The sequence below is a fragment of the Vibrio sp. THAF190c genome (assembly GCF_009363355.1).
GTDB classification, from domain to species: Bacteria; Pseudomonadota; Gammaproteobacteria; order Enterobacterales; family Vibrionaceae; genus Vibrio; species Vibrio fortis_A.
This window is the reverse complement of the sequence record NZ_CP045338.1, coordinates 2,360,371-2,378,906: the sequence shown is the minus strand read 5'-3', so window position 1 is coordinate 2,378,906 and position 18,536 is coordinate 2,360,371. Positions and strand designations below refer to the sequence as shown.

General features: G+C 45.5%; 18 protein-coding genes and 1 tRNA gene. 13 read left to right on the top strand and 6 right to left on the bottom strand.

The features are described from left to right. The first annotated feature begins 18 nt into the window (after positions 1 to 18). Both fadD and rnd read left to right on the top strand, forming a co-directional pair. A complete protein-coding gene (gene fadD / locus FIV04_RS10530; RefSeq protein WP_150869048.1) occupies positions 19 to 1,713 on the top strand; it encodes a long-chain-fatty-acid--CoA ligase FadD in 1,695 nt (564 codons plus the stop codon). 113 nt (positions 1,714 to 1,826) lie between these two features. Beyond that, positions 1,827 to 2,945 (top strand): ribonuclease D, encoded by a 1,119-nt coding sequence (gene rnd / locus FIV04_RS10525; RefSeq protein ID WP_152469093.1) that lies wholly within the window; start codon positions 1,827 to 1,829, stop codon positions 2,943 to 2,945. A gap of 65 nt (positions 2,946 to 3,010) precedes the next feature. On the opposite strand, the gene FIV04_RS10520 is transcribed toward rnd, so the two are convergent. The 4 genes from FIV04_RS10520 to minC form a co-directional block, all read right to left on the bottom strand. Further along, positions 3,011 to 3,430, bottom strand: coding sequence for a glycine zipper family protein (locus FIV04_RS10520; protein WP_152469092.1), 420 nt, complete (start codon positions 3,428 to 3,430; stop codon positions 3,011 to 3,013). Between the two features lie 191 nt (positions 3,431 to 3,621). After that, on the bottom strand, positions 3,622 to 3,885 hold the full coding sequence (gene minE, locus FIV04_RS10515; RefSeq protein ID WP_032551884.1) for a cell division topological specificity factor MinE: 264 nt from the start codon (positions 3,883 to 3,885) through the stop codon (positions 3,622 to 3,624). A gap of 6 nt (positions 3,886 to 3,891) precedes the next feature. Further along, positions 3,892 to 4,704: a septum site-determining protein MinD gene (gene minD / locus FIV04_RS10510; RefSeq protein WP_032551885.1), complete on the bottom strand. Its 813-nt coding sequence runs from the start codon at positions 4,702 to 4,704 to the stop codon at positions 3,892 to 3,894. Between the two features lie 20 nt (positions 4,705 to 4,724). Next, positions 4,725 to 5,387 (bottom strand): septum site-determining protein MinC, encoded by a 663-nt coding sequence (gene minC / locus FIV04_RS10505; protein ID WP_152469091.1) that lies wholly within the window; start codon positions 5,385 to 5,387, stop codon positions 4,725 to 4,727. A gap of 221 nt (positions 5,388 to 5,608) precedes the next feature. Here minC and FIV04_RS10500 point away from each other — a divergent pair, with 221 nt between their 5' ends. From FIV04_RS10500 to FIV04_RS10485, 4 genes are all read left to right on the top strand, one after another. Next, positions 5,609 to 5,899, top strand: coding sequence for a YcgL domain-containing protein (locus FIV04_RS10500; protein WP_032551887.1), 291 nt, complete (start codon positions 5,609 to 5,611; stop codon positions 5,897 to 5,899). Positions 5,900 to 5,931: 32 nt separating this feature from the next. Further along, on the top strand, positions 5,932 to 6,924 hold the full coding sequence (locus tag FIV04_RS10495; protein WP_152469090.1) for a lytic transglycosylase domain-containing protein: 993 nt from the start codon (positions 5,932 to 5,934) through the stop codon (positions 6,922 to 6,924). 172 nt (positions 6,925 to 7,096) lie between these two features. Next, positions 7,097 to 8,017 (top strand): LysR family transcriptional regulator, encoded by a 921-nt coding sequence (locus FIV04_RS10490; RefSeq protein WP_152469564.1) that lies wholly within the window; start codon positions 7,097 to 7,099, stop codon positions 8,015 to 8,017. 206 nt (positions 8,018 to 8,223) lie between these two features. Beyond that, positions 8,224 to 9,423 (top strand): NupC/NupG family nucleoside CNT transporter, encoded by a 1,200-nt coding sequence (locus tag FIV04_RS10485; RefSeq protein ID WP_032551890.1) that lies wholly within the window; start codon positions 8,224 to 8,226, stop codon positions 9,421 to 9,423. A gap of 106 nt (positions 9,424 to 9,529) precedes the next feature. Here FIV04_RS10485 and folD read toward each other — a convergent pair whose 3' ends face one another. Then, entirely contained in the window at positions 9,530 to 10,390 is an 861-nt protein-coding gene (gene folD, locus FIV04_RS10480; protein WP_032551891.1) for a bifunctional methylenetetrahydrofolate dehydrogenase/methenyltetrahydrofolate cyclohydrolase FolD, read from the bottom strand. Positions 10,391 to 10,600: 210 nt separating this feature from the next. Between folD and FIV04_RS10475 the strand changes: the two genes are divergently transcribed. The 5 genes from FIV04_RS10475 (at position 10,601) to aroC (ending at position 16,618) form a co-directional block, all read left to right on the top strand. Next, positions 10,601 to 10,677, top strand: a tRNA-Arg gene (locus tag FIV04_RS10475). A 227-nt stretch (positions 10,678 to 10,904) separates the two neighbouring features. Beyond that, entirely contained in the window at positions 10,905 to 12,338 is a 1,434-nt protein-coding gene (locus FIV04_RS10470) for a serine/threonine-protein kinase (protein ID WP_152469089.1), read from the top strand. 6 nt (positions 12,339 to 12,344) lie between these two features. Beyond that, complete coding sequence (locus tag FIV04_RS10465; RefSeq protein ID WP_152469088.1) at positions 12,345 to 12,932, top strand: ECF-type sigma factor; 588 nt, start codon at positions 12,345 to 12,347, stop codon at positions 12,930 to 12,932. Between the two features lie 178 nt (positions 12,933 to 13,110). Further along, positions 13,111 to 15,291 carry a putative Ig domain-containing protein gene (locus FIV04_RS10460; protein ID WP_152469087.1) on the top strand — a complete coding sequence of 727 codons (2,181 nt, stop codon included), beginning with the start codon at positions 13,111 to 13,113 and terminating at the stop codon, positions 15,289 to 15,291. A gap of 241 nt (positions 15,292 to 15,532) precedes the next feature. Beyond that, a complete protein-coding gene (gene aroC / locus FIV04_RS10455) occupies positions 15,533 to 16,618 on the top strand; it encodes a chorismate synthase (protein ID WP_032551893.1) in 1,086 nt (361 codons plus the stop codon). A gap of 101 nt (positions 16,619 to 16,719) precedes the next feature. On the opposite strand, the gene FIV04_RS10450 is transcribed toward aroC, so the two are convergent. Then, the gene (locus FIV04_RS10450; protein WP_150869040.1) at positions 16,720 to 17,343 is read right to left on the bottom strand and encodes a trimeric intracellular cation channel family protein; all 624 of its coding nucleotides are present in this window, start codon (positions 17,341 to 17,343) and stop codon (positions 16,720 to 16,722) included. Positions 17,344 to 17,641: 298 nt separating this feature from the next. Here FIV04_RS10450 and FIV04_RS10445 point away from each other — a divergent pair, with 298 nt between their 5' ends. Both FIV04_RS10445 and FIV04_RS10440 read left to right on the top strand, forming a co-directional pair. Then, positions 17,642 to 18,172, top strand: a complete 531-nt coding sequence (locus FIV04_RS10445) for an elongation factor P hydroxylase (RefSeq protein WP_152469086.1) — start codon at positions 17,642 to 17,644, stop codon at positions 18,170 to 18,172. A 9-nt stretch (positions 18,173 to 18,181) separates the two neighbouring features. Next, positions 18,182 to 18,445: a YfcL family protein gene (locus FIV04_RS10440; RefSeq protein WP_032551895.1), complete on the top strand. Its 264-nt coding sequence runs from the start codon at positions 18,182 to 18,184 to the stop codon at positions 18,443 to 18,445. The last annotated feature ends 91 nt before the right edge of the window (positions 18,446 to 18,536 follow it).

Genomic DNA, 18,536 nt, shown 5'->3' with positions numbered 1-18,536 from the left:
TAAACGAGGAGTAACATCGTGGATAAACCTTGGCTTTCACGTTATCCAAGTGACGTACCAGAACAGATCAACCCAGATCAGTACCAATCTTTAGTTGAGATGTTTGAGCAGTCTGTACAGAAGTACGCTGATCAACCTGCATTCGAAAACATGGGCTCGGTCATGACATTCCGTAAGCTCGAAGAGCGCAGCCGTGCTTTCGCCGCTTACCTACAAAATGATCTGAAGCTGAAAAAGGGCGATCGCGTCGCTCTAATGATGCCAAACCTACTGCAATACCCAATTGCACTATTTGGTGTACTTCGTGCTGGTATGATTGCAGTTAACGTAAACCCTCTGTACACCCCACGTGAACTTGAGCATCAGCTAAACGACTCGGGCGCGAAAGCGATTGTTATCGTTTCGAACTTCGCAAGTACACTTGAGAAAGTGGTCGATAATACTCCTGTTAAGCACGTGGTGCTGACTAGTCTTGGTCAAATGCTACCGCGCGCGAAGGGTACGATTGTCGATTTCGTAGTGAAGTACGTAAAAGGCATGGTTCCTAAGTACGATCTTCCGGGTGCAATCTCATTCCGCAAGGCACTGCATAAAGGTCGCCGCCTACAATACGTAAAACCATTCATGTCTGGTGATGACATCGCATTCTTGCAGTACACAGGTGGTACTACGGGTGTTGCGAAAGGCGCAATCCTGACGCATCGCAATATGATCGCGAACGTTCTTCAAGCGAAAGGAGCGTACGGCCCTGTATTGAATGAAGGTCGTGAGCTAGTGGTAACGGCACTGCCTCTTTACCACGTATTCGCCTTGACAGTGAACTGCTTATTGTTCGTTGAAATGGGTGGTCGCAACCTACTTATTACTAACCCTCGTGATATTCCTGGCTTCATCAAAGAGCTACAGAAAGTCCCATTCACGGCGATTACCGGTGTGAACACACTGTTTAATGCGCTTGTGAACAATGAAGATTTCCATGAGCTGGACTTCAGCAACCTACGCTTATCTGTGGGTGGTGGTATGGCAGTGCAACGCGCTGTTGCTGAGCAGTGGAAGAAGGTAACAGGTATTCACCTACTGGAAGGTTATGGTCTAACCGAGTGTTCTCCACTGGTTACGGGTAACCCTTACGATCTTAAAGATTACACGGGCGCCATTGGCCTACCTGTGCCGTCGACAGATGTTCGCATCATTGATGACGAAGGCAATGTTGTTGCAAATGATCAAGTGGGTGAGCTGCAAGTACGTGGTCCTCAAGTGATGCAAGGCTACTGGCAGCGTCCTGAAGCGACCAAAGAAGTGATTGACCATGATGGTTGGTTGTCGACTGGTGACATCGTTAAGTTCGATGATGAAGGTCTACTGCACATCGTTGACCGTAAGAAAGATATGATTCTGGTATCGGGCTTCAACGTTTACCCTAACGAAATCGAAGATGTTGTTGCTCTGCACGGTAAGGTACTGGAAGTTGCGGCAATTGGCCAACCACACGAAGTTTCTGGTGAGCTTGTGAAGGTTTACGTGGTTAAACGTGACCCAAGCCTGACGAAAGAAGATGTGATTGCGCACTGTCGTGAGCACCTAACAGGCTACAAAGTGCCAAAACTGGTTGAGTTCCGCGATGATCTACCGAAGACCAACGTAGGTAAGATCTTACGTCGCGTACTGCGCGAAGAGAACGATGCCGAGCTTGCTAAACGTGCAAGTGCATAACTGATGGTCTTACCGCTTAATCTAAGCGGTTAATGTAAATTAGTGATAGAATGCCGACAGTGAATGTCGGCATTTTTGTATCCGGCGGAATAATTAAATCAGTGAGAGTTTTTGTGAACTATCAAATCATTACCCAATTGAAAGACCTTGAACGTGTATGTCAGCAAGCCCGTGAAGCCGATGTTGTGATGCTTGATACCGAGTTTGTCCGAACCAGAACTTACTACCCGCAGCTAGGTTTGATTCAATTATTTGATGGTGAAACTCTGTCTTTGATTGACCCAATCGCATTGGATGAGATGACCCCGTTCGTATCGCTTCTTAAAGACGCTTCGGTACTGAAGGTGTTACATGCTTGCGGTGAAGATCTGGAAGTATTCCAGAATGCATTTGGTTGTACGCCAACACCAATGGTGGATACGCAAATCATGGCCGCTTTCTTAGGACACGGTTTATCGACGGGGTTTGCAGCTCTGGTGTCTGAATTCGTTGGTATTGACCTTGATAAGAGTGAATCACGCACCGATTGGTTGGCGCGCCCATTATCGCAAAAGCAGTTGGATTACGCTGCAGCAGACGTTTACTACTTGCTGCCAATGTATAACAAGCTGCTAGAGAAAGTGATGGAAGCTGGCTGGTGGGATGCCGCTCAGCAAGAGTCTGATCTGCAAGTCAGCAAGCGTATTCGCTCAATTGAGCCAGAGAACGCTTATCTAGACATTAAAGGTGCTTGGCAGCTAAAACCTAAGCAACTGGCTATCTTGAAGCCTTTGGCAACTTGGCGATTAAAAGAAGCAATTAAGCGTGACCTAGCGCTTAACTTCATTTTCAAAGAGCAAGACCTTTGGGCGGTGGCTCGTTTTGCTATTAAAAATCCAAAGCGCATGGAAGAGGAAGGTTTTGATTTCCGCTCAGTGCGTCGCCACGGTGCGAAAATTAGCTCTATCGTGAAACTGGCAGAGCACACTCCAGAAGAGGAGTATCCAGCGGTTGTTGAACGCTTGATGGACTTCCCTGGTTACAAGCAGATGTTTAAAGTCCTCAAAGATGAAGTGAAGAAAGCATCTCAACATAGTGGTTTAGCGACTGAGTTTATCGCTTCTAAAAAACAGCTTAATCAGGTCTTGAGTTGGGTTTGGAAACACGATCGCAACCCAGAAAAATTGCCTGATGTAATGCAAGGCTGGCGACTAGAGATTGCAGGAGAGAAACTGAATAAGCTGATTAAGTAGTCATTTTTCTGATTCGCAGACAGGTATAAAGGGGTAAAGCACAGTTGCTTTACCCTTTTTTTTCATTACGATTTGTCGTCGCTTGTGGACGTCTCTTTCTCTTTAGCTTCAGCCAGTTGCTGTTCCAGCTCCATGATTCTTAGTTCAGCTTCGAGCTCGGCAACGCGTTTCTCTGCGTCACTGCGGTTATCTTGTGAGTGACCATCCGCCAGTACCTGAGTGTTTTCACTCTGGCGAGAGTCATCAAGGTCTTTCATTGAGCCAGCGACACCTCCTGTAACACCACCCGCTACAGCGCCTTTCACTGCTAGCCCTGGTTCACCCGTAAGCGCGCCTAATGTTGCCCCCATCAAAGCACCTCCTGCGGCACCGCGATTTCTGGCAGCATTTTCATTGTCTTTGTCCATTGCAGGGGAACTACATCCAGTAACAACCAATACAGAGGTAATGATGATGGCTTTAAATGTGTTGTTTAGGTAAGTCATAGTTGTACTCTTTCTGTCTGTAGGGAACCTATTCAGAGTACAAAAAACAATCAGGCTTGGATAATGCTGACTCTTTATACAAATAATAACCAGTGGTTATGGTTTGATATATGTATGGATTGTCTTGAGATATAAAAACGGCCCACTTGAAAGCAAGTGATCCGTTTTAGGTATCTAGAACTTTGACGAATTTACTTGTCGTCTTCTGGCAGTTTGACGTTCAACTCAAGCACCGAGATATCATCGTCTTTGTGCTCGAATGATAGGTCGACCATTGAAGGATCTACCTCAACGTACTTGGCAATACACTTCAAGATGTCTTCTTTGAGTTGCGGCAGGTACGAAGGCGCAGGGTCGTCATGGCTGCGACGTTCTGCCACGATGATCTGCAAGCGTTCTTTGGCTAGGTTAGCTGTGGTTTTCTTCTGTGGTCTAAAAAACTCTAGTAGTGACATAGTTGCTTAGCCCCCGAATAGTCGTTTGAAGATGCCTTTCTTCTCTTCCGTTAGGAAGCGGAAGTCCACTTGGCTGCCGAGTAGACGGTCTACAGTATCACTGTAAGCCATACCTGCGTCAGTGGCTTCGTCAAAGATTACTGGTACACCCTTGTTCGATGCGTTCAGTACTGCTTGGCTCTCCGGGATTACGCCCAATAGTGAGATGTGAAGGATCTCTTCTACATCTTCTACGCTTAGCATTTCGCCTTGGGTTACACGCGCAGGATTGTAGCGTGTTAGCAGTAGGTGAGTTTTCACTGGCTCTAGGCCGTCTTCAGCACGACGTGACTTAGAATCTAAGATGCCTAGAATACGGTCTGAATCTCGAACTGAAGACACCTCTGGGTTAGTCGTCACAATAGCTTCATCTGCAAAGTAGAGTGCCATCAAAGCGCCTTGCTCAATACCTGCTGGAGAGTCACAGATGATGAAGTCGAAGCCCATTTCGTCTAGCTCATCAAATACACGACGAACACCGTCTTTGGTTAGTGCATCTTTATCGCGAGTTTGAGAGGCTGGAAGAATGTATAGATTGTCTGTGCGCTTGTCTTTGATCATCGCTTGGTTCAGAGTTGCTTCACCATTGATAACGTTAACGAAATCGTAAACGACACGACGCTCACAGCCCATGATAAGATCGAGGTTACGCAGACCAATATCAAAGTCGATAACCGCTGTTTTCTTTCCTTTCAAAGCTAAACCTGAGGCAATAGCTGCACTGGAGGTAGTTTTACCAACACCGCCTTTACCTGACGTTACAACGATAATGCGTGCCATTATTTTTTCCTTTTATTTCTTTATAGTGCGAGTACGTCAACACGTAGTACGTCGTTGTCCATGCTGAACATGGTCTTCTTCTGCCAGTACTCGCTTTCAATTTGATCGCTGAGCCAGTAGTTGCCTGCAATGGAAACCAGCTCGGCTTGTAAATCGTTACAGATAATCTTTGCTTCAGTTTGACCGCTTGCGCCTGCAATTGCGCGGCCGCGTAATGTGCCATGAATATGAATACTGCCATCCGCAATCACTTCCGCTCCAGCACTCACGTGACTCAAAATTAATAGGTCACCATCTTTAGCATAGACCTGTTGTCCAGAACGAATCGGAGTTCTTACCACTTTTGTGGGCGCCATCTTAGCCGGAGCCTGTGAAGGGGACTTGCTGGCCGTCATTACAGCGAAGCCAGCTTCTTTTGCTAGGTTTTGCATGCGCTTATCGGAACAACCCGTTACGCCGACAGGGATCATACCTGCTTGAAAGATGCCGTTTTTAAGCTGAAGGAAGTCGATATCACCAGCAACTTGACTGATGTTAATTACCACAGGAGCTGCAGCAAAAAAGTTTGGTGCTTGGTCGACTTTTTCTTGAAGGAATGACGCTGCATTTTCGACGTTATCATCGGATAAGTGCAAGACAGATAGCGTAAAGCTGCTACCTTTTAAATCTGGGTTACTAGACATCGAAAACTACAGGACCTCAATAACGGTTGGCTACAATTTCTTTCATCTTTACGATAAAGGACATTGCCTGAAACTAGGCTTATCATGTTATATTCCCAGACCAAGCACAGCAAGTGATCTTGTTGTCAAATGGACGTTTTGTTCCCAATATTTCACCAACATAAACTATTGATCTCGCATGTGAGAGTTTTGTAGTCATAAACATTTAGAAAAGGTTTGTCATGCTGTGTTCTATATATAAAAGCTCAAAAAAAGAAGGAACATACCTTTATATCCCTAAAAAGGATGATTTTTCACAAGTTCCTGACGCATTGATGGAAATGTTTGGTAAACCTAGCTTCGTAATGGTCATCAAAATGGATGGCCGTAAATTGGCGCAAGTGAACATCGATAAAGTTCGTGAGTCTCTAGAAACCGACGGCTTCTTTTTGCAATTGCCGCCACCACCAGTGAATGAACTTGAGTTGTATAAAGAGCGTAAGGCTCAACAAAACACTCAAGATGAAGAGTAGTCTTACTCACCTTATTCAGGGAGGAATGATCGTTGAGTAAATTATCGCAAACCCTAATTACCGTGTCGGCGTTGTTAGCCGGCAATGCATTGGCTCCATTGCATGCTAATGAATTAAGCTTTGAGCAGTTTGTTGAAAAGCTAAAACAGCAGGGCTCAGAGCAAGGCATCTCTCAATCGATCATCGACCAAGCCTTTGATGGCGTGACGTTTAAACCACGTGCAGTAAAGGCGGATAAAAATCAGCCAGAGAAAAAGCTGACGCTAGACGAGTACATTCCAAGAGCAGTTCCTGCTTGGAAGGTTAAGCAAGCGCAGTCGCTTTATGATAAGCACCATGCTGAACTGAAACGCATCGGTGATGAGTATGGTGTTCAACCTCGCTTTATTGTCGCATTGTGGGGCGTTGAGAGTAACTTTGGTACTTTTACTGGTAATTACCGTGTGATTGACGCGCTAACCACCATGGCTTACGAAGGTCGTCGCGAGGCGTTCTTTACCAAAGAAGCGATGGCAGCACTGACCATTCTTGAAGAGGGGCATATTAAACCTCAGGATATGAAAGGGTCGTGGGCTGGAGCGATGGGGCAACCTCAGTTTATGCCTAGTTCATTCCTAGCTTATGCAGCAGATGGTAATGGTGACGGTAAAAAAGACATCTGGAATACCGAAGCCGATGTTTTTGCTTCTGCGGCGAATTATCTGAGCCAGTCTGGTTGGGATGATAAGTACACATGGGGCAGACAAGTAAAAGTGCCGGCGAATATTTCTCTAGATATGCAGGGCCGCTCGGAAGAGAAAGGTAAGTACCTTCAAGAGTGGTCAAAGCTGGGTATTACGCGCTTTGATGGTAGCCCACTGCCTAAGCTTGATGAAGATATTAAAGCTTGGTTGATCATGCCGGATGACCAAACCGGGCGCTCTTATTTGGTTTACAACAACTACAATGTACTGATGAAGTGGAATCGTTCGTACTACTTTGCACTGGCAGTGAGTCACCTCGCTGATCGAATTAAGTTTAAATAGCTTAAGTTAAAAGAAAGTAACCAAGGCAAAGCGGCGTAAGCCAACAGATTAAAAAGGACTCTTCGGAGTCCTTTTGTTTTTAGTGTTTTCAAACAAGTGGTTTATTCCAGATAGGCCGTTTCATAAAGATAGATAGAGGGTAGGCGGAGTGTTAACAGACAGAGCGGCACAAATGGTGATCTTCCACGCCTTGATTAAGCATGGCGGTTTTACCAATGCAGCGAAGAGCTTAAATGTATCGGTATCGCACATCAGTAAGCAGATCGCACTGTTGGAAGACAACATTGGGATTAAGCTGGTGCAGCGTACGACGCGCAGCCTCACGTTGACCGAAGCGGGTGAAGTGTTTTATCAGCACTGTGAACAGCTGTTTGGTACGCTCAAAGCTGCACAAATGGACATGGAAAGTCAGCGTGATGATGTCTCTGGTAAATTGCGCGTTGGTATCTCCCAGTCGTTCGGTACTTTGCATGTCATTCCCGCTATTGATCAGTTACGTCAGCTCTATCCGCAACTTAAGGTTGAGGTTCACCTGTTTGATTATAAAGTCGATATGATCGAAGAGCGTTTAGATCTGTGGATCACCAATAATGAAGAATTGCCAGAAGGGTACATCGCCCAGCGATTAGCAGACAGCCAGTTTGTAGTCGCGGCATCACCAGACTATTTGATCAAAGCGGGTACGCCGAGTTGTCCTTCGGATCTGAGCGACCACAACTGTCTTATCTATCGTAGCCGTGAGCGTGATTATACCTCTTGGGCGTTCGATAACGGACAAGAAAGTTTATGTGTCACCGTTAGTGGTGATTACTCTGTCGATCTAGCAGAGGCGGTAAGAGACGCAGCTGTGGCAGGTTGGGGAATTGCCTATCTTGCGACTTATCTTGTTAAAGAGGAGTTTCGCAGTGGTCAGCTAATTCAGGTATTACCTGAGTGGAAAGCCAGTCAGATCATGCCATTTTTTGCTGTCTATCCAAGCCGCAAGAACATGCCAAAGAAGCTATCCACGGTGATTGAGTTCCTGAAACAGCACATTGGTTCTCCGACGTATTGGGATAAAAATCTGAAAACTTGCGTTGAATTACACCGCTAACTGTCGCTGTTTTTGAAAATATAATTTCTATATGGAAAAAGTATTAAAAATAATCAATAAAGTTTTAATTAATTCAATGAGTTATATATTTGGTGCTTAAATGGACAGTTAAGCCAACATCCATGTAACAACCACTGCTTGCCGCAAACGGTTTCCTCTATACAATGCGTCGCCTTTCCTACTACAACTTTTCAGGTTTGACGCATATGGCATCCCTAATTGGAATCATTACTCTTCTAGTAATCGCTTGGTTACTATCTACGGACAGAAAAAATATTCAGCTAAGAACGGTGTCTCTTGCTTTCTTACTTCAGGTCTCTTTTGCACTGCTTGTGTTGTACGTACCTATGGGTAAAGACGTGCTTAATGGCGTGACGGGAGCCGTTTCGAGCTTAATCAATTACGGCCAAGAGGGCATCGGCTTCCTATTTGGTGGCCTAACCAATAGTGGGTTTGTATTTGCGATTAACGTTCTCGGTATCATCATTTTCTTTTCGGCTCTGATTTCAGGTTTGTACCACATCGGTTTCATGCCAAAAGTGATCAACCTAATTGGCGGCGCATTGCAGAAGCTGTTAGGTACAGGCCGTGCGGAATCTCTTTCTGCTACGGCGAACATCTTCGTTGGCATGATTGAGGCACCATTAGTGGTTAAGCCTTACCTGAAGCACATGACCGATTCTCAGCTGTTTGCGGTAATGACTTGTGGTTTGGCATCGGTAGCAGGCGGCACGCTAGTTGGTTATGCGTCTCTAGGCGTGGATCTGAACTACCTAATTGCAGCGGCATTTATGTCTGCGCCTGCAGGTTTATTGATGGCAAAAATCTTGGTACCGGGCAGTGCTAATGAGACTCAAGAGAGCATTGAGTCAGATGTAGAAATTCCACGAGCAACGAACGTAGTTGAGGCAATGGCAGATGGGGCTATGTCTGGACTTCGTATTGCAGTCGCAGTGGGTGCAACACTTCTTGCTTTTGTCAGCGTGATTGCAATGCTGAACGGCATGCTAGGTGCAGTTGGTGGTTGGTTCGGCGTGGACCTAAGCTTCGAGCTTATTCTAGGTTATGTGTTTGCACCCGTTGCATGGTTGATTGGTGTGCCATGGAACGAAGCGGTTGTTGCGGGATCACTGATCGGCAACAAGATCGTTGTGAATGAGTTTGTTGCCTTCATCCAGCTAATGGAAGCGAAGGAAGTACTAAGCGAACACTCTCAAGCTATCGTAACCTTTGCACTGTGTGGCTTTGCGAATATCTCAACCATGGCGATTCTAATCGGTGGTTTGGGTAGCCTGGTTCCAGAGCGTCGCTCATTCATCTCTAAGTATGGCTTCCGCGCGATTTGTGCAGGCGTACTAGCGAACTTGATGAGTGCTTCGATTGCAGGTGTAGCGCTGTCGCTATAGTCTTTTCCATAAGTGAATAGCCAACAAAAAAGCCGCGACGGATTGTCGCGGCTTTTCATTATTTGAAGCAATGGCTACATGAGATAATAGCTATTTGAGGCAGTGGTTACTTGTTAGAGTGGAACTGCTCACAAGCGATCATTGTGTTCTCGATAAGGCTTGCAACCGTCATCGGGCCAACACCACCAGGAACTGGAGTAATGAAGCTTGCACTCTCTTTCGCAACATCATATTCCACGTCACCCACCAATTTGCCTGACTCTAGGCGGTTGATACCAACATCGACCACCACGGCACCTTTCTTGATCCATGCACCCGGAATGAAGTTAGGCTTACCTACTGCAACCACAACAACGTCAGCTTGGCGAACGTGACCTTCTAGGTCTTTAGTGAAACGGTGGCAAGTAGTGGTAGTACAACCCGCTAGAAGCAGTTCTAGAGTCATAGGACGACCAACGATGTTTGATGCGCCGACAACAACCGCGTGCTTACCACGTAGGTCGATGTTGTAGCGGTCAAGCAGAGTGATGATACCTTTTGGCGTACAAGAACGTAGCTTAGGGATACGTTGTGCAAGACGACCGACATTGTATGGGTGGAAACCATCAACGTCCTTTTCTGGCGTAATACGCTCTAGTACGTGTGTGCTATCGATACCGGCAGGAAGAGGTAGCTGAACAAGAATGCCATCAATCTCTGGATCTTCGTTCAATTGGTCAACAAGAGTAAGTAGCTCTTCTTCGGTTGCCGTTGCAGGCAAGTCAAAAGACTTTGATACAAAGCCGACTTCTTCACACGCTTTGCGCTTGCTCCCCACATAAACTTGAGAAGCTGGGTCTTCACCCACTAAAACTACCGCTAGGCCTGGAGCTCGTAAGCCTGCTTCAGTACGCGCTTTTACACGTGCAGCAACTTCAGAACGAACGGTTTGAGATATTAGCTTTCCATCAATATTTTGAGCAGTCATGAATTTCCTTAGTATTGATATTCAAGTTAGTGGCTGATGTTTTGGCGCATTATTCCAGAAAACGTTTTTGATTTCCATCAAGCAAACGTTTGCTTTGGTCTAATTTTCAACACTTATAATGCCTTTGCCCTTTTTTTACTCACTTAGATCAGAATGTTAGACAAAGCCGTTGCTTTACTGATTCGAATTCGTATAATTCTATCCTGTAGCGCGCCCTTAGCTCAGCTGGATAGAGCACGTCCCTTCTAAGGATGTGGTCGTAGGTTCGAATCCTACAGGGCGTGCCATTTATTTTAAGAAACCCGATAGCTCTTTGAGTTGTCGGGTTTTTTGCGTTTCAGGCTTAATTATATTTGTGACTTAGTTGCTCGTCACCCTGTTATTTTTTTGATTAATGGAACTGTTGGAATTTTATTTCAAGAGTCTACAAACTGTATCAAGTTATTTCCCTTTAATTGATAGGGTTAAAAGTTCTGGGATATAAAACCAGTAGCTATAATAACTGACACTTAAAATGGATTTTAACCTCAGTAGTACTCAACTCTTTTATCAATTGGTTGATAAGAACGCCAGCGAACGCGATCTTATCCTCTCTGATGTTCGTCAAAATTCGCCCCAACTTGCTCGTAACGTCGATGAATTATTGAAACACGCCAACAATAATTGTGCGATTGATGCATTGGAAGTGCATCTATCGACAGCTAATCAATCTACCATTTGTTATGAAAACCTTCGCGTTGATCGCTATGTTATCGGTCATGAGCTAGGTAGAGGAGGGTTTGCTGCGGTTTATTATGCTGCTCGCCACGATTCACTGTTTTATCACCAGTACGCAATCAAATTTTTCCATCCCGAGATCTTAGGACTGCTAGGTCAAGAGGCACTCTTTTCAGAGGCACAGCTCCTTGCCAGTGTTAGCCACTCCAATATTGCCAAAGTCTACGACGCAGGTATCTATAACGGAGCAGCGTACATCGTGATGGAGTTCGTCGATGGGGTGAACTTACGCGACTACTTAAGCTCACGGTCGTTGAGTTTCGATCAGAAGTTGGTGCTGTTTCGAGATATTTGCTTGGCTGTCGATCATGCTCATCAACATCAGGTTATTCATGGCGATCTTAAACCCGAAAACATACTGGTTTGTCGTGATGGTGTACCGAAAATCATCGACTTTAACATTGCTCAAAAAGTACAAAGGCTGAGCACTGGGGATAGGGAATTAATCACCCAAAATGTTTTGGCACTCACGCGAAACTACGCAAGCCCAGAGCAGCTTGATAGTGATGCGATAGACAAGCGAACAGATGTGTATGCCTTAGGTCGGATTCTGTATTTGGATATCCTCCGAGCTCAGCCGAGAGGCGATATCACCAAGGTCGTGGCTTTAGCGACTCATTCCTCCCCTAGCCGCAGATATGCAAGAGCCAAAGATCTTGCGCAAGATATCGAAAATGTTCGCTGCTTTTTCCCTTTAAGCCAAGAGTCCAAAGTAAGCGTTGAAGTGATAAAGAAATCAATGATTCGTTCTCCAGTGTTTACTCTGTGTAGTACTGCTCTAGTGCTGAGCATGATGGCTATCATTGTGGCGTTGTCGACCGCGACTCAAGATCTCAATCGTCAAAAGCTGACATTGGACGAGATGCTCAATGACGTCACGGCCAGTGTTTATCCTCTAAACAACGATTTAACAGATTGGGAAGCCGTGATTGAGAACCGAGAAAACCAGCTCAAGCTCGTGTTGGACACTCCCTCACGGTCATTTTGGCCACAAAGGCGAGGAGATTTGAATTCTTCAATGCAAGTCGTCAGTAGCAGCACTGCTGATGACATCGAATACAACATCATTGATCCAATGAATATACGGCTTATGCAGTCTGAAGGAGACCAAGAGCATGATGAGATTCATCCAACCGATGAGGTTGTCATTTTCAATGAGTCCGTGGGGTAACAAGCAATGACTGTAACCAAAGAGGTTAGGGTCGATAGCGATCATCTCACGGAGCTGATTTCACAATGGCAGGTGGGTTGTAAAAAGTCTGAAGAGCAGATATTTCGTTTTGCCTACCGTAGGCTAAAAGAGTTGGCTCAACAGCGTCGTCAAAAGTCGGGTGCTAGCCTAAACAAAGAATCAACCAATACTACCGCTCTGATTCACGAGTCGTATTTGAAGGTATCCGCTTTGGACAAAGGAACCATCGAAAAAACTCGAGATTTTTATTTGATGGCTGCCAAAGCAATGCAGCATATTCTTATCAACCAAGCATGGGCAGCACAAGCGGATAAGCGTCAACCAGATCAATCCCTTGTCATAGAAAAAGCCTTGTCAATTGAAGGCCTGCCTTTAGAGCGCAGGATCGCGCTAGAACAATCTTTGGTTGAGTTTACCAATTACTATCCACGCCAATCTAATGTCTTAAAGCTAAAGTATTACATTGGGCTTAGGCACACCGAGATCTGTCAGCTTCTAGAGTGCAGCTCCAGCTTGGTGGAAAAAGATCTTAAATTTGCTAAGAGTTGGCTTTACAGCAGGCTTGCCGCATGATCTTTGTAAAGTGTCTAATTTTATTAATAAATTCATAAAAAGTTTTACGGTTTTTCTGTTGTTCCCTGTGTCTTGTTTGTGGTGAGCGATCTCCCTAAAAATAACGCCGACTTGATGCCACTGATTCTCAACATTCAGTCATGGCTCAAACAATAAAAGGCTTACAAAGGGAATATCAATGAAAAAGCAAGGTTTACTGGCAGCGTCAATTGCAGTGGCTCTCGTCGGGTGTGGTTCAGACAGTGATTCAAGCGGCCCAACATCATTTTCAATTACCGCAATTGATGGCTACTTAGCGAATGCCAATGTTTCGGTGGATAGTACTCAAGATGGTGTTTGTGATCTGTCTCAGGGCAAAACGGACAATAAAGGTCAGGCAAATCTCAGCGTAGAGTATCGAAATGCCGTTGTCTGTGTAGATGCCGTTGCTGGTCAAACGGTAGATAGCAACCGTGGTCTGGTTCAACATGACTTCACGCTGGCAAATGCGGGCAGTGGCACAATCATCAACCCAATGACTAACATGGTGAACAAACTTCTTGCTGAAGACTCGGAGTTGACAGTTGCTGACGCTGAGGAACAAGTCGTTGCTGCCATAACTGGTGACGCAGGTCTTGAGGTGTCACAAGCTCTTATCTTTGGTGACTACATTGCCGATACCACAGAGCAGGCAGAAGCACTGAATTTGATTGGTGAAGTGCTGGTAGATCATTCCGACCAAGATATCGAAACTAAGCTGAAGTTGACTCAAGCGATGGCGGAGGCAACGCAAGAGATCATTGATGCCGACGGCCAAACACTAGACGACTACTCGCCTATTATTGATATTCCATCAGATGGCGGTGATGTCATTGTGACGCCAAATACTCGACCAAAAGTTGTCGGTACCACTGAACCCGTTGAATTGACGTTGGGTGAAGCTTGGCGTCCATATAACGTGAGTGACAAATTCCAAGATGCTGAAGGCGATGATATTACTTTCACCATGGTTGTCGTTGGCGGTGAAGGCAATAATGGCCTGTCTATCGATTCGCTAACGGGCTTAATCACGGGTGAACCTGAGATCGCTGGTGGTTTCACTTATCACATTTTCGCGACCGATGCGCATGGTGCTCGCTCATACCCACTGACGTTTGAAATTACTGTGTTAACGGATAACCAGCCTCCAGTTGTTGATGAGGGTGAGCTTGCAAACCTACAGTCGACAATGAATACATGGATGCTGACAGAAGGCGAGTCGTTGACGGATACGCTTGATGTAAGCGCGCTGTTCACAGATCAAGATGGCGATACTCTAAGCTACAAAGTAGAAACGACGCTATCAACCGTTGCACGCACGGGTTTCAACGCTCTAGTGGACAACAAGGGTGTCGTGAGCTTTACCGGTCTGATTCCGCGTTCAGCTGCAGCGGGTGAAGAAACACTGACTCTTTCAGTGAATGATGGTGTAAACAGTGAATGGGTTTCGGCAACTCTGAGCTTTCCGATTATTGAAGAAGCGCCACTACCACCAGGTGATTCTCACCCGCTAGAGGATAATACTTGGTACTTCCTTGAAAGAGGCTCTAACGGCACAAATTACTCCCAAGTATGGTGTGACACAGTACGTTTTGAAGATGGGGAGATCTTCTATAACGATCGCGACCAAAGTAATAAGACTGCGTGTACAACTGAAGCGACAATGAAAGTGGGAACTTATGTTGTCGAGGGTGACACTATAGTCGGTTCATATACTGAAGACGGCGATACGATGACCATGCGCTACGATGTCACTAATGACTACGACAGCAACGTTATCTCGCAAGGTGCGGTGACCATGCTTTGGACAGAAGAGGGACGCTCGAGTCGTTATGTTGGATTTAGCAGTAAAGCGGATGCAGAAAAGCGAATTCAAGTAAAATCCAGTGATGGCCCTGAGTTGCGTGATGCTTACTTATACTGGCCTGGTGAACGAGAGCACCAATACCAATTAATTTCTACCTCATTGCAGATGAATACAGCCGCGCTTTCACCTGGTAACTCTCACGACTACATCAAGGTATGGATGAATGGTATTAGCTGTGATGGATTGTTGAATTCTCATGATGGTGATGCCGCTATCTTTGAACGATTCACTGTGACATCTGAGTCGCTTTCCGCTGACAATGGCTTTAGCTTACATCCGGAGTTTTGTGATGACATCTACGAAGGTAGTACGCCGAATGCAGTCCTTTCATTCCTGTTTGGATTAGGTAACAGCTATTCACTTGAGCTAAATGAAACTTACAGCATCATTGGCCAGATCAGTGGTGAGTGGAGTGAGTACATCACTGACGTGAACTTCAACATGGTGTGGGATGGTTCGTCAAACGACGATTAATAGGAAACTCTCAATTCAGATATACCCTGAATAATAAGCGGATCCAATAATTGAATTAAGGAAGCCTTGCGATAGGCTTCCTTTTTTATTTTTCGATAAACTGACGATTGTTCCCTATTGGGGGTTTACATCATTTAGTAATAAAGCCACTATGAATCCACGAAGAATAGACAAGTAAAGCCGCTAGGAAGAAGGTTTACTTATTCAAACCGCCTCACTAGCTGCTAATTTAGAGGAAGCAATGGCAGGAAACAGTATCGGACAACACTTTCGAGTGACTACATTCGGAGAGAGTCACGGTATCGCACTAGGATGTATCGTAGACGGGTGCCCACCAGGATTACAAATTACCGAAGAAGATCTGCAGAAAGATCTGGACCGTCGTCGTCCGGGGACTTCTCGCTATACCACAGCTCGTCGTGAAGCTGACGCAGTGAAGATCCTATCGGGTGTTTTTGAAGGTCAAACTACGGGTACATCTATTGGTCTACTAATCGAAAACACAGACCAACGCTCTAAAGACTATTCAGAAATTAAAGACAAGTTCCGTCCGGGTCATGCGGATTACACATATCATCAGAAATATGGTGTACGTGATTACCGTGGTGGCGGTCGCTCTTCAGCTCGTGAAACAGCAATGCGTGTAGCAGCGGGTGCAATTGCGAAGAAATACCTTAAGCAAGAGTTCGGTGTCGAGATTCAGGCATACCTATCTCAGATGGGCGATATCGCTATCGAGAAAGTAGATTGGAACGAAATCGAGAACAACGCATTCTTCTGTCCTGACGCAGATAAAGTGCCAGAGTTCGACCAGATGATTCGTGACCTACTTAAAGAAGGTAACTCTATCGGTGCTAAGATCCAAGTTGTGGCAAAGCAAGTACCAGTCGGTCTTGGTGAGCCGATCTTTGATCGTCTAGATGCTGACATCGCGCACGCGCTAATGAGCATCAACGCGGTTAAAGGTGTCGAGATTGGCGATGGCTTTGATGTCGTTAACCAAAAGGGCAGCGAGCACCGTGACCCACTAACACCGGAAGGCTTCACAAGTAACCACGCTGGTGGCATCTTGGGTGGTATTTCAACAGGCCAAGATATCGTAGCAAGCATTGCGCTTAAGCCTACATCAAGCATCACAGTTCCGGGCGACACCATCACTAAAGATGGTGAACCTACACAGCTGATCACTAAAGGTCGTCACGATCCATGTGTTGGTATTCGTGCTGTGCCAATTGCAGAAGCGATGCTAGCGATCGTACTTCTGGATCATCTCTTGCGCCATCGTGGTCAAAACCACGGCGTGACAACCAATACACCTCAAATCTAACGACTGAGTGTATAGGATAATGGATTAAAAAAGGGTTGCTTCCTGTTGGAGCAACCCTTTTTGTTTTCGAGTGAATGCAGTGTCTCTAATTAGCTCACAGATTAGTGAACAGAGCTTTCTGGGTCTAAGTGGAATGATGGTAGACGCCACTTAAAGCGCACTGCTGCCATTCGCAATAGGTAGCCAACAACCAAGGTTGTGATGGTTGCGGTTACATCGTTAATACCAAACTCAAGTAATGCGAGGTATAGGCCTGATGCGATAAGTGCGATAGATGCATAAAGCTCCTCATGCAGCACAAGCGGCGTTTGGCGACAGATGAGGTCACGCAGTAGGCCGCCAAAGACACCAGTGACTAGTGCTGACACCATACAGATCATTGGGTGCAAACCCATGTTCATTGCCACTTTAGTACCGATGATGCTAAATACAATCAAGCCAAGTGCGTCTAAGCGGATAAATAAGCCTTTGAGCTTAATCACCCACTTTGCGAGACCAGTAGTGATGACGCCCGCAATGCATGTAATAGCCAAAAATTCTGGGTTTTCCACCCAGCCTAGTGGGTAATGGCCAAGCAAGATATCTCGTACTGTACCACCACCAATTGCGGTTGCGCTTGCAACCAACATTACACCAAACCAATCCATTTTTTGTTTGCCAGCGCTGAGTGCGCCAGTCATGGCTTCTGCCGTGATACCAATGATATATAAAACACTTAGTAGCATTGCTGTAACTCTATAATTTCGGTCTATAAAATCGTGATTTATGAGCCGTGCGATATAAAAAAGAAGCGCGAGTTTAGTGCGAAAAGTCACATTTTACGAATGAATATTTGTACCGCGAATTGGCGTTTCAGATTAGCTAAACTAATCATACAACCTAAGGTGGGTTAATCTGGGATGGGCAATCGATTATCATGGCCCGATGAGCTTACCTACCCAATGACATTACGCAGAATAGGGCTTTACCAAGCACTCAAAAAAACGCAAAATGCCCTCGTTGTTCTTATTTATTTTTTATCTTATGACGCATCAATATCCAGATATCATTAACATCTTCAACCGCACTTTTTTCGAGAGCTTTAATACCAAGTTAGAGTTGGGAGAAGATGAGCCGATTTACCTTCCAGCGGATGAGCGAGTTGCTCACCATCGCATCATCTTTGCTCGTGGGTTTTACGCATCAGCTTTACATGAGATCGCTCACTGGTGTGTGGCTGGTCCAGAGCGTCGCTTATTGGAAGACTTTGGCTATTGGTATGAGCCGGATGGTCGCACTGAGGCTGTGCAAGCGGAGTTTGAGAAGGTAGAAATTCGACCTCAAGCATACGAATGGATCTTAGCATTGAGTGCAGGCTTTCCTTTTAACGTCAGCTGTGACAATCTACACGGCGATTTTGAGCCAGATCGTTTGGCCTTTATGCAAAAGGTACACAACGAAGTCATGGGTATTTTAGAAGTGGGTTTACCACCTCGCGTAAAAATGCTGTCAGAGGCATTGCGAGACTTCTATAACATTGCCCCATTGACGGCGAACCAATTTATTGTGAAATAAGAGAAGACTATGATTATCGAATTTGAAGAAAAGCTACTTGAAGTAATTGATGCTCGTATTGAGAATGCCTCTGATGATGAGCTGTTTGCGGGTGGCTATCTGCGTGGTCATATTTCACTGTCTGTTGCAGCGTGTGAAGAAGAAGGCATCGAAGATATTGCTGAAGTAAAAGTTCGCATCGAAAAGAGTCTAGAAGACGCTCGTGCAGAACTGACTCCAGCAGACCGTACTATCGTTAACGACCTATGGGTTGAACTACAAAACCTCGCTTAACTTCTTCATAAATGGCGCGCTGATTTAACCCTCCTTGTGGTGCGCCGTTCTTCCTTTCTAACTTGTTCGAAAAATTTGAATGAGTCTGTAC

Bases quoted from the DNA above. Each gene is read 5' to 3' on its own strand.
- minE (WP_032551884.1), bottom strand. From the start codon at position 3,885: ATGTCACTACTAGAGTTTTTTAGACCACAGAAGAAAACCACAGCTAAC.
- folD (WP_032551891.1), bottom strand. From the start codon at position 10,390: ATGACTGCTCAAAATATTGATGGAAAGCTAATATCTCAAACCGTTCGT.
- FIV04_RS10500 (WP_032551887.1), top strand. From the start codon at position 5,609: ATGCTGTGTTCTATATATAAAAGCTCAAAAAAAGAAGGAACATACCTT.
- FIV04_RS10520 (WP_152469092.1), bottom strand. From the start codon at position 3,430: ATGACTTACCTAAACAACACATTTAAAGCCATCATCATTACCTCTGTA.
- FIV04_RS10460 (WP_152469087.1), top strand. From the start codon at position 13,111: ATGAAAAAGCAAGGTTTACTGGCAGCGTCAATTGCAGTGGCTCTCGTC.
- FIV04_RS10445 (WP_152469086.1), top strand. From the start codon at position 17,642: ATGACGCATCAATATCCAGATATCATTAACATCTTCAACCGCACTTTT.
- FIV04_RS10485 (WP_032551890.1), top strand. From the start codon at position 8,224: ATGGCATCCCTAATTGGAATCATTACTCTTCTAGTAATCGCTTGGTTA.
- aroC (WP_032551893.1), top strand. From the start codon at position 15,533: ATGGCAGGAAACAGTATCGGACAACACTTTCGAGTGACTACATTCGGA.
- FIV04_RS10465 (WP_152469088.1), top strand. From the start codon at position 12,345: ATGACTGTAACCAAAGAGGTTAGGGTCGATAGCGATCATCTCACGGAG.
- minC (WP_152469091.1), bottom strand. From the start codon at position 5,387: ATGTCTAGTAACCCAGATTTAAAAGGTAGCAGCTTTACGCTATCTGTC.
- FIV04_RS10440 (WP_032551895.1), top strand. From the start codon at position 18,182: ATGATTATCGAATTTGAAGAAAAGCTACTTGAAGTAATTGATGCTCGT.
- FIV04_RS10450 (WP_150869040.1), bottom strand. From the start codon at position 17,343: ATGCTACTAAGTGTTTTATATATCATTGGTATCACGGCAGAAGCCATG.
- FIV04_RS10490 (WP_152469564.1), top strand. From the start codon at position 7,097: ATGGTGATCTTCCACGCCTTGATTAAGCATGGCGGTTTTACCAATGCA.
- FIV04_RS10470 (WP_152469089.1), top strand. From the start codon at position 10,905: ATGGATTTTAACCTCAGTAGTACTCAACTCTTTTATCAATTGGTTGAT.
- minD (WP_032551885.1), bottom strand. From the start codon at position 4,704: ATGGCACGCATTATCGTTGTAACGTCAGGTAAAGGCGGTGTTGGTAAA.